At 65.4% G+C, this 15,070-nt stretch carries 15 protein-coding genes; 8 read left to right on the top strand and 7 right to left on the bottom strand.

The window, feature by feature from the left end; translation table 11 throughout:
* Positions 1 to 60 precede the first annotated feature (60 nt).
* Positions 61 to 978, bottom strand: a complete 918-nt coding sequence (locus KTJ89_RS09045; protein WP_172170377.1) for a LysR family transcriptional regulator — start codon at positions 976 to 978, stop codon at positions 61 to 63.
* Between the two features lie 86 nt (positions 979 to 1,064).
* Here KTJ89_RS09045 and KTJ89_RS09040 point away from each other — a divergent pair, with 86 nt between their 5' ends.
* Together KTJ89_RS09040 and KTJ89_RS09035 are read left to right on the top strand one after the other, a co-directional pair.
* A complete protein-coding gene (locus tag KTJ89_RS09040) occupies positions 1,065 to 2,201 on the top strand; it encodes a putative sulfate exporter family transporter (RefSeq protein ID WP_172170375.1) in 1,137 nt (378 codons plus the stop codon).
* A gap of 208 nt (positions 2,202 to 2,409) precedes the next feature.
* Entirely contained in the window at positions 2,410 to 3,783 is a 1,374-nt protein-coding gene (locus tag KTJ89_RS09035) for an SLC13 family permease (RefSeq protein ID WP_259357440.1), read from the top strand.
* A 182-nt stretch (positions 3,784 to 3,965) separates the two neighbouring features.
* Here the strand turns inward: KTJ89_RS09035 and KTJ89_RS09030 are convergent, their stop codons facing one another.
* The gene (locus tag KTJ89_RS09030; RefSeq protein WP_259357439.1) at positions 3,966 to 4,553 is read right to left on the bottom strand and encodes a GNAT family N-acetyltransferase; all 588 of its coding nucleotides are present in this window, start codon (positions 4,551 to 4,553) and stop codon (positions 3,966 to 3,968) included.
* A 165-nt stretch (positions 4,554 to 4,718) separates the two neighbouring features.
* On the opposite strand from KTJ89_RS09030, the gene KTJ89_RS09025 reads away from it, so the two are divergent.
* Positions 4,719 to 5,045 (top strand): GNAT family N-acetyltransferase, encoded by a 327-nt coding sequence (locus KTJ89_RS09025; RefSeq protein ID WP_139468185.1) that lies wholly within the window; start codon positions 4,719 to 4,721, stop codon positions 5,043 to 5,045.
* Positions 5,046 to 5,108: 63 nt separating this feature from the next.
* On the opposite strand, the gene KTJ89_RS09020 is transcribed toward KTJ89_RS09025, so the two are convergent.
* The gene (locus KTJ89_RS09020; RefSeq protein WP_259357438.1) at positions 5,109 to 5,681 is read right to left on the bottom strand and encodes a DUF2306 domain-containing protein; all 573 of its coding nucleotides are present in this window, start codon (positions 5,679 to 5,681) and stop codon (positions 5,109 to 5,111) included.
* A gap of 121 nt (positions 5,682 to 5,802) precedes the next feature.
* Between KTJ89_RS09020 and KTJ89_RS09015 the strand changes: the two genes are divergently transcribed.
* Entirely contained in the window at positions 5,803 to 6,504 is a 702-nt protein-coding gene (locus tag KTJ89_RS09015) for a MerR family transcriptional regulator (protein WP_259357437.1), read from the top strand.
* A gap of 152 nt (positions 6,505 to 6,656) precedes the next feature.
* Here the strand turns inward: KTJ89_RS09015 and shiA are convergent, their stop codons facing one another.
* Positions 6,657 to 7,982, bottom strand: a complete 1,326-nt coding sequence (gene shiA / locus KTJ89_RS09010; protein WP_259357436.1) for a shikimate transporter — start codon at positions 7,980 to 7,982, stop codon at positions 6,657 to 6,659.
* A 255-nt stretch (positions 7,983 to 8,237) separates the two neighbouring features.
* Here shiA and KTJ89_RS09005 point away from each other — a divergent pair, with 255 nt between their 5' ends.
* A complete protein-coding gene (locus KTJ89_RS09005; RefSeq protein WP_259357607.1) occupies positions 8,238 to 8,747 on the top strand; it encodes a putative immunity protein in 510 nt (169 codons plus the stop codon).
* Positions 8,748 to 8,935: 188 nt separating this feature from the next.
* On the opposite strand, the gene KTJ89_RS09000 is transcribed toward KTJ89_RS09005, so the two are convergent.
* The 3 genes from KTJ89_RS09000 to galU all read right to left on the bottom strand — a co-directional run bounded on the left by KTJ89_RS09000 (position 8,936) and on the right by galU (position 12,815).
* Positions 8,936 to 11,116: a hypothetical protein gene (locus KTJ89_RS09000; protein WP_259357435.1), complete on the bottom strand. Its 2,181-nt coding sequence runs from the start codon at positions 11,114 to 11,116 to the stop codon at positions 8,936 to 8,938.
* Positions 11,117 to 11,232: 116 nt separating this feature from the next.
* Positions 11,233 to 11,829: a GNAT family N-acetyltransferase gene (locus tag KTJ89_RS08995; protein WP_139468299.1), complete on the bottom strand. Its 597-nt coding sequence runs from the start codon at positions 11,827 to 11,829 to the stop codon at positions 11,233 to 11,235.
* Positions 11,830 to 11,912: 83 nt separating this feature from the next.
* Entirely contained in the window at positions 11,913 to 12,815 is a 903-nt protein-coding gene (gene galU / locus KTJ89_RS08990) for a UTP--glucose-1-phosphate uridylyltransferase GalU (RefSeq protein WP_139908928.1), read from the bottom strand.
* Between the two features lie 45 nt (positions 12,816 to 12,860).
* On the opposite strand from galU, the gene KTJ89_RS08985 reads away from it, so the two are divergent.
* The 3 genes from KTJ89_RS08985 (at position 12,861) to KTJ89_RS08975 (ending at position 14,881) form a co-directional block, all read left to right on the top strand.
* Positions 12,861 to 13,604, top strand: coding sequence for a 5-formyltetrahydrofolate cyclo-ligase (locus KTJ89_RS08985; protein WP_259357434.1), 744 nt, complete (start codon positions 12,861 to 12,863; stop codon positions 13,602 to 13,604).
* A 123-nt stretch (positions 13,605 to 13,727) separates the two neighbouring features.
* Complete coding sequence (locus KTJ89_RS08980) at positions 13,728 to 14,045, top strand: FmdB family zinc ribbon protein (RefSeq protein ID WP_139468176.1); 318 nt, start codon at positions 13,728 to 13,730, stop codon at positions 14,043 to 14,045.
* 206 nt (positions 14,046 to 14,251) lie between these two features.
* Entirely contained in the window at positions 14,252 to 14,881 is a 630-nt protein-coding gene (locus tag KTJ89_RS08975; RefSeq protein WP_181270718.1) for an SAF domain-containing protein, read from the top strand.
* Positions 14,882 to 15,070 lie beyond the last annotated feature (189 nt).

The following is a 15,070-nucleotide window of genomic DNA, read 5'->3' as shown; positions in this document are numbered from 1 at the left end:
GACCTGCTCGAGCCCCCTTCACTTAGGCCCCTTCACTCGGGTCCCGTCGTTCGGATCCTGTCACTCGAGACTGTCGATCATGTGCTCGAGCAGCAGACGCGCCCCGGGTGACTGCCGTCGGTTCCGGGCCCATACGGCGTGGAGCTCGCGGGTGAGGTCGACGTCGTCGGCCACCGGCAGCGGCACCAGACGTCCGGCTCGGAAGTCATCGCGCAGGGCGAGTTCGGACAGAACGGCCGGGGCCACGGATGTGGCGGCGGCAATGCGCAGGGCGGAGTTCGATCCGTACTCCCCCGCCACGCGCACTCCTCCCGCTCCGAGCAGTGCCGAGTCGATGACTTCCCTGGTGCCCGAACCGATCTCACGCACCAGCAGCGGCACCTGCGCCAGCTCCTCGGCGGTGACCGGCTTCGTCCAAGCGTGGGCGAAGTCCGGGGCACAGGCGATCATGAGTCGGTCACGGCCGACCACCTCGGCGTTGAGGTCCTGCGGCAGGGACACGGATTCGATGAGCCCGAGGTCGCAGGTCTGCCGGCGCACCCGGTCGATGACGGTCGCGGAGTTCTCCACCGACAGACCGATGTCGATCGTCGGGTGTGCGGCACGGAAGGTCGTGAGGTGGTGGGGCATGAGGTATTCGGCGACCGTCAGCGAAGCGCTGACCTTGACGGTTCCGGCGCGGGCGTCCTGGATCGCGCGGGCCCCGGCGTAGAGCGTGTCGTAGGCTTCGATGACATTCGATGCCCATTCGGCGACGGCGCGGCCCTCGACGGTGAGTTCGGTGCCCCGCGGAGAGCGCCGCAGCAGCGGCACCTTGAGATCGCGTTCGAGGTTGCGCAGGCTGCGGGAGGCATTCGGCTGGGCGAGATCGAGTTTCGCCGCGGCCTGGCCGATCGACCTGGCGTTGCCGCTGAGGGCCACCAGCAGCCCCAGAGCCTGGAGCTCGGGCCAGTTCTTCATATTCCCGAGGTCGTGCATATGCTCATCATGACATATCAGATCCATATGGGTTGCTAAGAAATCACCGTCTACTGCGACCGTGCAGGCGTTGACAGACTGAAGTCATGAACCGCTTCGTCTCCCTCTTACCCGGACTCGCCGTCGCCGCTGCAGCCACGGCCGTCGCGTGGCCGATCTCCATGCTCGCCCCCGTGCTCTCACCGCTGCTCGTGGCGATCGTGCTCGGAATCCTTCTGGGCAATCTCGTGCCCAACCTGCCCGAGGCGTTCATGCCCGGACTCAACTTCGCCGCGAAGCCGCTGCTGCGCCTGGGCATCGTCGCCCTCGGCGCGCAGGTGGTGCTCGGCGACATCCTCGACCTCGGGTGGCTCGTTCTCGTGCTCGCCGCCGTCATCGTCGCCGCCGGCATCCTTTCGGCCCTGGCCCTGGCGGGACCGCTCAAGGTCGACCGCCCCCTGGCCGTGCTCATCGGCAGCGGATTCGGCATCTGCGGTGCCGCCGCCGTCGCCGGAGTCGAGTCGACTCTGAAGTCGAAGAAGGAGGATGTGGCGGCCGCGATCGGCCTCGTCGTCCTCTTCGGCACCCTGATGATCGCGATCGTGCCCGGACTCTCGACCGCCCTGGGTCTGTCCCCGGAGACCGCCGGAATGTGGGGCGGTGCGGCTACCCATGAGGTTGCCCAGGTCGTGGCGATCGGCGGGATCATCGGCCCCGCGGCCCTCGAGATCGCCGTCCTCGTCAAACTCGCCCGCGTCATCATGCTCGCCCCCACCGTCGCCGTGTTCAGCTACGCAGTGCGCCGCAGCGAGGACAAGGCACTGACGAACACCGGCACCGAGGCGGCCGCCGGTTCCACCGGAACCTCAGCAGCCGCGGGGTCGACTGGAGAGAGCAACGGGTCGGGTGCATCGGCCGCGGGGGCGGTATCGACCGGTGGGCCGGTGTCGATCGCGGCGAAGCAGACTCCGGCGCAGGGCAAACGTCCGCCGATCGTTCCGCTCTTCGTCGTCGGCTTCCTCATTATGGCGGCCCTGCGCACCTTCGGCCTGCTGCCCGAGATCGCGGTCACCGGTCTCAGCTGGATCCAGACAGTATGCCTGGCTATGGCGATGTTCGCCCTCGGCCGCGGAGTGCAGTGGCGATCACTGAAGAACCTCGGCGCCCGGCCGATCGCCCTGGCCGCACTCGTCACGATCATCGTCGCCCTCATCGCCCTCGGCGGAGCCATCCTCCTCACCTAACCCTCCCCAATTGCTACCTGACGGCGGCCCAGCAACCTCGCGCGAGGTTGCTGGGCCGCCGTCAGGTAGCAATTGGGGAGGATTTTCCGTCTATCGGGACTTTCCGACGGATCGGACACGCCTCAGCGGTACCCGCCGGTAACACTGGTAGTCTCTCAGCGAATCAGCCAGCGATGCTCAGTGTCGCTTCAGCCTTCGCAAGGACATCATGCTCACTCAGATCATTGCTCTGCTCATATTCGTCGCCCTCTTCGCCATCGGCGCTGTCCGCGGCGTGCAGATCGGCGTGCTCATGCTTGTCGGCGCGGCCGGAACCGGGCTCCTCTTCACCGATATGGCCATCGACGACATCATCGCCGAGTTCCCCTTGGACATCATGATCCTGCTGGCCGGGGTCACCTATTTCTTCGCGATCGCGCAGGAGAACGGGACCGTCGACAAAATCATCGACTGGGCCCTCGAACGCGTCGGATCCTCGGCGGTGCTGCTGCCCGCGGTGTTCTTCGTCATCACGGGCTGCATTGCGGCCATGGGTGCACCGTTGGCGGGACTGGTGATGATGCCCGTGGGAATGCAGGTCGCCCGCAAGTACGGTGTCGACTACGCGCTCATGGGACTGGCGATCTGCTTCGCCATCGGCGCCGGCGGCTTCGCCCCGACCAGCCTCTACGGAATCGTCACGTACTCGACCGCCCACGATGCCGGCATCGACCTCTCCCCGTTCCTGCTCTTCGGAATCGCCGTGGCCGTCTACCTCGTCATGCTCGTCGTCGCCTACTTCATGTACGGTCGGTCGCTGTTCTCGAAGACGACGGTGGCGGCCGCCGAGCATGCTTCGGCCGGGAGTGCCCAGTCGAAGATCTCCCGCGGCTCCGCCTCGGCGTCGAGTGTCGCCTTTGGTGAGGATGACGAAGACGAAGCGCTCTTCGACTCCTCCACCACCGACGTGGCGGGAGAATCCAAGCCGTTCACCTTCGTACAGATCCTCACCGTGATCTTCATGGTCGGCCTCATCGGCACCGTGGTCGTGCTCGCGGCCCTCGGTCAGGAACCGGACATCGGCCTGCTCTGCTTCATGTTCGGAGCGATCCTCGCGCTCGTCGACCCGAAGACGGGCAAGGCCGCGATCCCGAAGATCGACTGGCCGACCGTGCTGCTCGTCGGCGGCATCATCACCTTCGTCGGCGTGTTGCAGAACATGGGAGCCGTCGACCTGCTCGGCGAAGGCGCCGAGTCGATCGGTTCGCCGCTCATCGCCGCCTTCGTCCTCTGCATCGTCGGCGGCCTGGTCTCGGCCTTCGCATCGACGACGGGCATCCTTGCTGCGCTCGTGCCGCTGGCTCTGCCGCTCATCGCCGCGGGTGGGGTTCCCGGCTGGGCACTCATCGCGGCTCTGGGCGTGTGCTCGGCGGTCGTCGACGTCTCACCGTTCTCGACGCTGGGTGCCACGGTCGTCGCGACCGCCCCGGTCGAGGACAAGCCGCGCCTGACCCGCATCCTCGTGAAGTTCGGCATGTCGATGGTCGTCATCGGACCGGTCGCGCTCGTCGGCGGCCTCGTCGTGCCCGCCATGATGTTCTGAGGCTGGGTTCCGGGCCAGGCTCTCGGACCGGACCCCAGACCCAGGCTCCAGAGCCTCTAAGAATAGGTCAGCATCGGACACTTTTCTCCAACAGAAGTGTCCGATGCTGACCTATTTTCCGGCTGCACCCCGTTCTTCGGTTGCATCCCGTTCTTCGGCTGCAACCACGCTTCTGCCGCCCCTCAGCTCAAGGGCTTGGCCAGCAACACGAATTCCAGGTCATCGACCTTCGGCAGCCCGAAACGTTCGTCACCGTAGGGGAAGGGCTCGGTTTCGCCGGTGCGCACGTAGCCGCGGCGCTCGTAGTAGGCGATGAGTTCGTCACGCTTATTGATCACGCTCATCCGCATCGACGTCGCACCCCAATGTTCGGCCACCCACGCCTCGGCGAGGCCGATGAGCAACGACCCCAGCCCTTTGCCCTGTCCCAGCGGAGAGACTGCGAGCACCCCGAGGTAGGAGGCTCCGTCTTCGGGCTCTCGCACATAGACGCTGGCCACGGCACGACCCTGATCATCGCGGGCGAGCAGGATCTGGGAGTCCGCCTCGACGAGCATGTCCTCGGCCATCGGACCATCGAGCCGTTGTCCCCCGAGCAGGTCCGCCTCGGTGGTCCACCCCTGTTTCGATCCCTCGCCGCGGTAGGCCGAAGACACGAGCTCGACGTAGTCGGGAATGTCGGCGGACGTCAGTTCGGTGACCTCGAATCCGACTGCGCGCAGCTTCTGGCGGTGCGCGTCGACCAGGGTCGCCGAGGGGTGTGCGGTCATAGGTGGGACTCCTTCAAGATCGTCCGGTCGGCTGCGTCAGACCAGGCTAGTCGCTTCCTCAGAAACAGAACTATAGTGTCAGTTGTCAGGACAGCGGCGATCGCCGATCGAACGCCGACGACCATCGCGCAGTGTCGCCGGCACGGACATTCGGGAGGAATGACCATGGACATCGACATCTCGGGAGAGACCTTCACCATCACCGAGGATGCTGCGGCCAAACGCTTCACCGTCTCCCACTCCGGAAAGGTCATCGGTCTCGTCGATTACATCGACCGTGAGGCGAGTGCCGATGACACCGCCGACGGCCCGGTGCGCATCTTCACCCACACCGAGGTGTCCCCCGAGTGGGGCGGCCGCGGCTTGGCCGCCAAGCTGGTGCGCTATGCACTGGAGACCAGCGCCGAGGAGGGGCTGAAGTTCCGGACGACGTGCTCCTACGTGCAGAATTTCCTGGTCAAGAACGACGAGTTCGACAAGTTCGTCGCCTGAGCGTCACGCTCGGTCTCGTCAGCTCCCTGCCCGGGGACGTCAACTCGCACCCCAGAGTCGTCATTACGCAGTGACCGGGCCTGCTTCGCTTAATTTCGCGGGCGTCAGCGGTTCGCCGCTGGCGCCTTCTTCTGCATTGCCCACGATGTTCGCGCTCTCGACGATCTCCTGTTGACGGTCGTGTCCGGAGACGAAGCGCAGGACGAAGATCGCCCAGGCGGTGACTGCCACGATGACCGCGGCGACGAGTGACCACAGCAGTCCTGGGTCACTGACTGCCAGCTGTGGGATCTCTCGTCCGGGGACTGCAGCGGCAAAGATGCCTGCGATCAGTGCACCCAGATAGGAGCCGACCATCATTCCGATGTGGCGGCGGACATTGCCACGGCGGATCGCGATGACGCTGAGCGTGGTGGAGATGAAGATCCAGATCGCCAGGGCGTGGAAGAGCGTGAAGGAACCGGTGAGCGAGTAGATGAACATTCCGCTGGTGCACACGAAGTACATGAGAATGACCCAGGACCGTCCGATGAAACGGTGCTTGCGGTCCTTGGTGCGGCGGATGATCTGGATGGGTCCCAGCAGGACGACACCCGTGGCGGCGATGGCATGGATGGCGATGAAGAGTGAGAACATGTCATTAAGATAGTTTCACTAACCAAGTGTGGCAACGTGGATAGTGAACGCCGCTTCCACTATCCATTCACCGTCGTCGAGGATGAAACCTGCAGAAGCAACCTGCAGAAGTAGGGGCACAGTGAAGCTCAGCGCATTGGCAAAGGCCGCCGGCGTCTCGGCGGCGAGTATCAAGTACTACATCCACGAGGGGCTTCTGCCGCCTGGACAGAAGGAGAATGCGACGACGGCCGTCTACGACGAGGCGCATCTGCACCGGCTGGTGCTCATCCGCTGGCTGCGCGAGGAGCTGGCCACCCCAATCGCCGACATCGCTGAACTCACCCGCGCCATTGACGACGAATCGCTGCCGACGATCGAGCTGATGGGCGTATGCCAGGAGCTCGCCTTGCGCGGGAATTCCGGACTGCCCGCCTCGGCGCAGCGCGCACCGGGTTCCCCGCCGTTCGCCCTGCAGGCCTCTAGAGGACATCCGACCGCAGCCTCCCCCACCCCTGACCGCTTCGATGATCTGGTCTCCGAGGTGATCGATCGCCTCGGCTGGCCCGATGAGGAATCGGCGGCGAGGAATGCACTGGCCCGTGTTGTCGCAATGGTCGATGCGGGCGGATACCCGGTCACCGTCGATTCGATCGTTGCCCAGTGCCGGGCCATTGCTCCAATCGCTCAGACTCATGTCCGCCCGATCAGCATCGAGCACAGCCGCGACAGGGTCTGCCTGAGCGTGATCCGCGGCATCACAATGTCCAATCGTCAGCTCATCGCTGCGAGTGCGCTGGCTCATGCTTCGCTGTCGATGATGTCGCGCGGCCTCGATGACTGACCGCTATCCAACGCCCGGGACCGCCTCACCACTTCGCGGTGACCGGGCCACACCCCACACCGCTGCACCCACAACCGCCTCGGCCTTACCAATTGCGCTCGGCCTGACGTAACGCACTGGAGCAACAGTGCCGTCAGTCAGCACCGAGGTGATCAGGCACTGGCGGTGCGTCGTCCCTTCTTCGCAAGGTAGGCGGCGACGGAGATCGAGACCAGACAGCCCGCTGCGAGGTAGGCACCGACGAGGTACCAGCTGCCGTCGCCGACTCCGACGAGGTAGGTGGCGATGAACGGAGTGAAGCCGCCGGCCAGCGCGCTGGCCAGCTGGTAGCCGACGCCCGCTCCGCTGTAACGGAACTCGGGGCTGAACATTTCGGCGAACAGCGGCTGCTGGACGCTGACGACCGCGTCGTGAGCGATATTGACCAGCAGCACGGCGAAGATCACGACGGCAATCGTGCTTCCCGATTCCAGTGCGAGGAAGAACGGGATCGCGCTGAGCAGTCCGATGACTCCGCCGGTGAGATAGACGCGCAGACGTCCGTACCGATCAGAGAGGTAGGCGAAGGCAGGAATCGTGACGATTCCCAGTCCGCCGACGAGCAGCGTGATGTTGAGCATAAACTGCCTGTCGAGACCGAGCTCGTCCGTCGCATACGACAGCGCGAAGGTGGTGACGATGTACATAGTCAGAAGCTCGATGAACCGCAGTCCGACGATTTGTGCGATCTGTGCGGGGAATCGCTTGAAGGCCTCGAGGATCGGCAGTTTGGCGACTTTGTCCTCGTCCGCGTTCTTCACTCGCTCCACATATTCTTCGGATTCGGCGACACCGGAACGGATCCACAGCCCGACCAGGACGAGGCCGGCGCTGGCGAGGAACGGGATCCGCCATCCCCAAGCCAGGAAGCCTTCGTAGGTCAGTCCGCCGCTGAGGATGGCGACGAGTCCGGTGGCCAGCAGCAAGCCGACCGAATAGCCGACCTGAACCCCGCTGGAGTAGAAGGCGCGCAGCTTCGGCGGTGCGCTTTCGACGGCCATGAGCGCGGCGCCTCCCCATTCTCCGCCGACCGCCACGCCCTGGATGCAGCGCAGCAGGACGAGCAGTGCCGGTGCCAGCCAGCCGATCGCCTGGTAGGTCGGCAGACAACCGATGAGGGCGGTCGCCACGCCCATGATCGTCATCGTCCAGATGAGCATGGACTTGCGCCCGAGGCGGTCGCCGAAGTGGCCGAAGATGATTCCGCCGAGCGGGCGGAAGATGAATCCGACGCCGAAGGTCGCGAACGCCGCGAGCGTGCCCGCCCGGTCACTGTAACCGGGGAAGAAGAGCTCGCCGAAGACCAGAGCTGCGACGATCCCGTAGAGCAGGAAGTCGTACCATTCGACGACGGCGCCGATGAACGACCCAGCAGCCGCACGGCGTGCACGCCGTCCCACGTCAGGTTCAGCTCTCACCTGGTCTTCGATATCGGCCATCGGATTCTCCCCTGAACTCGTCTTCGGCCTCCTGCTGGCCGCCCTCGCGTGATCGCCGCTGAGCAATCTAGCACGGCCGATGACGACTGAGCGGCCCGTGTCCACCAGGGAAAACGCACGTCGCCGGTCAGTCTCCGTCCACGGTTGCCGATGCGCTGGGGTCAGGCACCGACCGGAGGGGCCACGACAATCGGCAACTGTGAACGCCTGCACGCTTCGCCGCTCGCGACCGTTGTCGATTCTCGGCCGGTGCCTGTGATCCTGCCGGAGGTCCGTGATCCCCGGATGATCACGATTCGCCGAGGCGGCTCCCTCACCGATGCCGTCCACCACCTTCTCGCGCTGTGGGCCGCCGACTGCGCCGAACACGTCCTGCCGTTCTTCGAAGCCGTCTGCCCCGAGGATGAACGACCTCGCGAAGCCATTGCCGCCGCCCGGGCGTGGGCAGCCGGTGAAATGCCGATGATGGAGGCTCGCGCCCTCGGCGGTCATGCCATGGGTGCGGCACGACCCCTGCGTGGACCCGCCCGATTCGCCGCTTATGCGGCGGGACAGGCAGCCTGCGTCGGACACGTCGCCGAGCACAACCTCGGTGCAGCGGCCTACGCGATCAAAGCGGCCCGAGGGGCATCGGGGAAGGACCTTGGGGCCGGTCTCGGCGAACGCGACTGGCAGCGCGACCGGCTGCCAAATGAAGTCCGCGAACTCGTGCTGGAAGATCAGGCACGACGCGACGCGATCTGCTGGTCGGTCTTCAGCGCCTGATCGCTGGCGGCACCCTCCATGGCAGACAGCACGCTTTCAAACGGGTGCTATCTGTCGTGAACTGGACTGCCAGCGACAAACCCTCGTGGTCACCGTAACCCTGGTACGCAGAAGCCCGCCGGAGTGTACGGGCGTCTGCGTCGGCCTCGCGAAATCCTTGCGGACCTCGCTTCAGAGGCTTCGGGGCTTCACGCGCGCCGGCGAGCGAGAACGTCGTTGACGGCACCGAGGTCGGCGGCCTTCGTCGTCCGGATCGCCTTGCGCCCGTGGCCAAGGGGTCCTTCCTCGCGGGCGGAGTCGCTGAGTTCCGGCCGGTAGCCGAGCTCTTCGGCGAACTGAGCCGCGATATCTTCACGGCTGCGGGCCTCGGTTTCGTACGAGCTGGCATCGGCCGCCGATGCCGAGGGCATCGGATGCTCGGCTTCGGGTGCGTCGACATAGCTGGGCACCGGCAGCGGGGTCGGCGACCAGCCGTCGCGCGATTTCAGGCGTTGCATGAACGGGTCATCGACCGTGCGAGCCGCCGCATCAAGTGCAGCGTGCACATCCGCATCGACTTCCTTTCGACCGGCCGCATCTGCGACGGTTTCGGTCTCAGTGAGGAGGTCGGCTCCGAGCGAGACCGGGGTCTTGGTGGACTCGGTCCGAGCCTTTTCTGCAGACGTCGCCGAGGCGGCGTCGGCATCGTTCTCGCGGTCGATGTTGGTACCCGTCGCCTTCGGCTCTGCCGTCGACGTTGATTCCGCGGTCACGACGGTGCCCGACGTCGAGGCGGCCTCCGAGCCGGCGGCCACCTCGGCGGAAGTCGCGTCACCGTCTGCGGTGGCGTTCTCCTTCACGACCGGGATCGGTCCGGTGAGGAGGACCTGGCGCGTGCTGTGGCCCTCGGCGGCTTCCTTGCGGATGCGCACGAGCGGGATCTCTCCGGTGTCGGCCTCTTCGCGGGACTTCTTCGCCGCGGCGGAGCGGTTCATCGCAGCGCGAGCCTGCGCGGCCTTCGCCGCCGCGCTTGTGCCCTGGGCGGCCGCGGCGATCCGGGCAGCGGTTCCGCTCGAGGTCGATGCCGGGGCCGTGCGAGGCTGCTGCTTGACCGGAACGGTCTGCGACTTCGCGGACTTCGCGCCCGTGCGAGCTGTCGTCTGCGATCCAGTTGCAGCCTGTGCGCTTGTCGTCGTCTTGGCCGAGGCAGTCGGTCGTGAGGAGGCAGTCTGTCGTGCCGTGGCAGTCGACGGTTCGGCCGATTTCGGCTCGGCGGCACGCTCGACCTTGGCGGCGTGCTCCGGCTCAGCGGCACGCTTCGGCTGGCCCGCTGACCGTGACCGTGCGGTCTCCTGCAAACGTCGCAGCTTCTTCTTCGTCTCGCGCTTGCGCAGATTGAGCGTGCGCACGAGGAAGAGAGTGACGACCGCGAGCCCGAGGAAGACACCGGCCAAAGCGATGTGCACGACCGAGAAGGCCGCGAGCACACTTGACACAAGGATGCCGAGAACCGAGGCGAGGAAGACCAGGGAGAAGCCCCTGACCATAGTGTTCAGCGACTTCAGTGACTCCCGCAGGGTCGTGGCTTGCTCGGTCATCGCATGTTCCTCATCGGTTCCGATGGTCGGATTGGAAATCTGTCGGTTCTGTCCATCTGTGCCGGCCATCCCCTCGCCGAGGTGGCCGCCGCGTCCCGTCCGGGACCGGCCTTCACGTGGTCCGCCTCCGTGAGGAGCTGGACCGGCGCCGGCCGAAGCCATCCGGCTCGTCGACGCCTTGTGCCCCGCGCCGGTCGAGTGCGGCGGATGGGCCTGTGGCGAACGGCCCTGTCTGTCCGACGGCCCGACGGAGCGGCCGCTGTCGTTGAAGACGGCATGGACCGCGGGGTGGAGCAGTCGCACATTGTCAGAGGCAGCGCCTGCACGAACACCTGTGTCAGTACCGACGCCTACGCTGGAAACGACAACACCGCGACCGACGGCCGCATGGTCGGCGGACAGGGAGGAGTAAGTTTCACCGACCGCAACGGGAAGGACGTTGAGCTGGGCGTGCTCGGCAGCCTCGGTGATGGTGTGTGCTTCGGCGTGACCGTCGATGACGGCGAGCTCGGGAGTGGAGGCCGAGAGACTCAGCTTCGGGGCCTCGACTTCCTGTGAGACGTCCGGGGTCGGAACCGACGGCACCTTCCGAGGTTTGTCGTGGAAGACCTGGATGCGCTCCGAATGGTCGTGCCCGGGGATGGCTGTCTCGGCGGAGACGACGGCCGCATTGTCCGGAACCGTGTCGATTTCGACGCGCGAGAGATCCGTCGCGGACTTCCGAATCATTGCGGGCACAGCAACGGCGAAGACCACGACGATGGCGATGACGACGATGATGCTGGTGTCCACAATGCCACCCTAAGTTGCAGGCATCAGGGAAGTCGTGAAGACGCGAGGTGTGTCGGTCAAACTAGGGCGAAGTTCACCGAATTCCCAGGCGGCGGCTGGACGTCCCCGGTTCGCGCCTACCACCCGCCGGTGCCGTGCCTGTATGCGGCCAGCAGACCCTGAGGGACCTCCTCGGCGAGGAGGGCGAAGGTGCGGTGGTCGCACCACTGCCCATCGATGTGCATGTACTTCTCGCGCAGCCCCTCATCGCGCAGACCCAGCTTCTCGACCACGCGCAGGCTCGCGGTGTTCTCCGGGCGGATGTTGATTTCGATGCGATGGAGTCCGAGGGCGAAGAAGCAGTGGTCGGCGGCCATCGCCACGGCGACCGGGGTGATACCGCGCCCGGCCACGCGCGAGTCGATCCAGTAACCGATCTGCCCGGACAGGATCGAACCCCAGCTCAGTCCCGATACGGTGATCTGTCCGCGGAAGTTCCCGTCGACCTCGATGGCGAACGGCACGGTCTGCCCGCGTTTGGCCTGTTTGTCCTGCATCCGCACCATCGTGCGGAACCCCGGCAGCTCCTGGCCCGGCGCAGGCAGGGTCGCATCCCACGGGCGCAGCCAGTCGCGGTTGAATCGGCGGACCTCTCGCCAGGCCTCTTCGTCGCGGCGGCGCAGCGGTCGCAGCACGATATCGGACTGTCGATCAGTCAGGATGACAGGCCACACACGGCTGCCCTCGCTCTCGGGATCAAGGTCGGTCTGCCCGGACGGGCTGAACCAGGACGGTCGGCTCGGAGCCGTGTCGGCGCTCAGTCCAGCGTCGGCACGAACTCGCGCAGCCACGCTTTGAGATCGTCGCCGAGGTCCTCCCGGTCGCAAGCGATCTGCACAACGGCCTTGAGGTAGTCGAGCTTGTCTCCCGTGTCGTAGCGGGCGCCCTTGAACACGACTCCGTAGACGCCGTGGCCCTCGTCGTCTCCGGCGAGCTCCTGCAGGGCATCGGTGAGCTGGATCTCGTTGCCGCGTCCCGGCTTCGTCGTCTCGAGGACATCGAAGATCTCCGGCGCCAGCACGTAGCGGCCGATGATGGCGAGATTCGACGGAGCATCCTCGGTGGCGGGCTTCTCGACGAGGTCGGTGACCTTGACGACCTCGTCGTCGGCAGTGGACTCGACGGCGGCACAGCCGTAGAGGTGGATCGCCTCGGGCGGAACCTCCATGAGGGCGACGACACTGCCGCCGGTCTTCTCCGCGACCTCGATCATCTTCGGCAGGATCGGGCTGCGCTCATCGATGAGGTCATCACCGAGGAGGACCGCGAACGGCTCATTGCCCACATGCTGACGCCCCTTGAGCACGGCATGGCCGAGTCCCTTGGGGTCGCCCTGGCGCACATAGTGGATATCAGCGAGTTCCGAGGGATGGCGCACCGCGGCGAGCTTCTTGTCGTCGCCCTTCTGCGCGAGCGCTGCCTCGAGCCCGTCAACCCGGTCGAAATGATCCTCCAGCGGCCGCTTGTTCCGACCGGTGATCATGAGAACGTCCTGCAGACCGGCATCGACGGCTTCCTCGATGACGTACTGGATCGCCGGCTTATCGACGACCGGGAGCATCTCTTTGGGGGTGGCTTTCGTGGCGGGGAGGAACCGAGTTCCGAGACCGGCGACGGGGATCACGGCCTTGCGAACGGTGCGCTGCGCTTCATCACTCATGAAGTCATCTTAACGAATCCGCCAACCCCGGTTAGTCTGAAATGCGTGGACTCACAAACTTCGAAGGCGCAGCTGCGGTCCCGCATCCGCGCCGCTCGCGCAGACCGCTCCCTCATCGAGGCGACTCCGGGGACCACGGCGGCTGCGGGGACGGTGGCGGCCGCTGCGTGGAACCTCATCCGAGAAACACCGGTTCGTTCCCTTCTTGCCTATGCGGCGCTGCCCGGAGAGCCGGACCTCGACCCGGCACTCGATCAGTTTCTCGCATCCGGCGGCACCGTCTACCTGCCCGTCGTCACCAAGGTGGGCGAACCTTTGATGTTCGGCCAGGTCACTGGTTCAATGGCCAGCCTGAGACCGCAGGGCCGATGGGGAATCCGCGAACCGGCCCGGGATGGTGAGCTGCTCACCGCCGCCCAGCTGCTCTCCCCCACGATCGGCCTCGACCTCGTCTTCGTCCCCGCCCTGGGCTTCGGCACCGATGGTGCTCGGCTGGGAAACGGAGGCGGCTTCTACGACAGGACCTTCGGCCCGCACGGGGCCGAGCCTCTCGGGTCGGGCGTTTTCGGATCGGGACTTCCTGGTTCCGAGCCCCCTGGTTCCGAGCCCCCTGGTTCGGAACGCAATGGTTCGGCAGCTTCTGGTTCGGCAGCTCCTGGCTCGGGTCCCCGCGTTGTCGGGGTGTGCTTCGCCTACGAGCTCAATCTCAAGGGTCTCGCCGCAGAAGTCTGGGACCTGCGCATCCCGGAGGCCGTCACCGACGACGGAACTCACATCTTCACGGCCTGATCGTCGGGAATCAGCACCCACTCGCGCATGTTGATATGTGGATAACCTTGTGCATATCCCGGACCGGTGCTCCGGGGAGGTTCCGACGTGCACTATAATCTTGTCGTCGAAGAAAGGTCTCGAATGCCCGTCTACTCCTACGCCTGCAAGAGCTGTGGTCACGCCTTTGATATTCATCAGGACTTCAGCGATGACTCGCTCACCGTCTGCCCGGAATGCCAGGGCCGCCTGAAGAAGGTCTTCGGCGCCGTGGGCATCAGCTTCAAGGGATCCGGCTTCTACGCCACTGACTCCCGCTCGAGCAAGTCGAGCACCGTCAGCTCCTCGAGTTCAGACTCCTCCTCGAAGGAGTCCTCGAGCTCGTCGTCGAAGGAATCCTCCAGCACGTCGACTTCGTCATCGAGCAGCTCCTCGGCAGCGAGCACCCCAGCCGCAAGCTGAGCGACGCCGGTCGCCAGCTGACACTTCCCAGCCGCCAGCTGACAGCCGGCACCTACAGGTGATTCACCTCAGCCGCCAGCCGACCGAATGCCGCGACGAACCGGCTCTCGTCACTCAGACACCAATCGCCTGTGGACGGCACGAACTGTCCACAGGCAAGTACCGTACCCTTGCTGCGGGCCGCGCACCGCCGCAGACTCGGCGGCATGGGCATCTTCCACCGCATCCGGTCCTCGTCTTCTAGCTGGTCACGGCCGTCTCGCATTCGGCCGCAGCGCATCCTCGCCGCCGTCTGCCTCGCGTGCGCCTGCGCTCTTGCCGTCTGGGTGCTCACACCGAGCAGCGCAGGAACGGCGATCGTCGTCGCGAAGTCGGACCTGGCGCCCGGAACCGAGCTCAAGGCCCAGGACCTCACTCTCACTCAGTTCCCTTCCGACCTCGTCCCCGACAAGGCATTCAGGTCCGTTGAAGAGGTGAAGGGACGGGCCACCTCGGCGGGGTTGTCGAAGGGGTCACCTCTGACCTCGTCGATCGTTCTCGATCAGCAGGCGCTGCCCAAAGGCAGTCGCGATCTGCTCATGCCGATCCGTCTGGCCGATGACGCCTCGGCGGCACTGCTCCAACCGGGGCAGAAGATCCGACTCTTCTCGTCCCTGCCCGATGGCGGGTCGGAAGTCGTCGTCGAGAAAGTGACGATCGCCCGCCTCGTCGACAAACCCGAAGGAATAGCCGCGGAGTCAGGACAACTTGTTTCCGTGATCCTCTCCGCCGATGACGCCGGGCGTGTCGCCGAGTTCGCCGGACTCCCCATCAGCTTTGCAATCCTCCCTCGCTGAACCATGCCATCGCCGGGCCGTTCGCCCTGCTGATCTGCGGTAGTCGGAGACGTCTGCGTTCACCTGACCGGCATTCATCACTGCGTTCCGACTACCCGGAGCATCACATCGATTACCCGAAGCGTCAATACGATGATCAGACTCGCAGAACATTTCTGCTGACAATGAGTTACCCATGTGTACTATTGG

Source organism: Brevibacterium sediminis, assembly GCF_024895295.1.
In the GTDB taxonomy this organism is placed as follows: Bacteria; Actinomycetota; Actinomycetes; order Actinomycetales; family Brevibacteriaceae; genus Brevibacterium; species Brevibacterium sediminis.
Note: the sequence above shows the minus strand (reverse complement) of the source record. Positions and strands in the feature narration are given on the sequence as shown.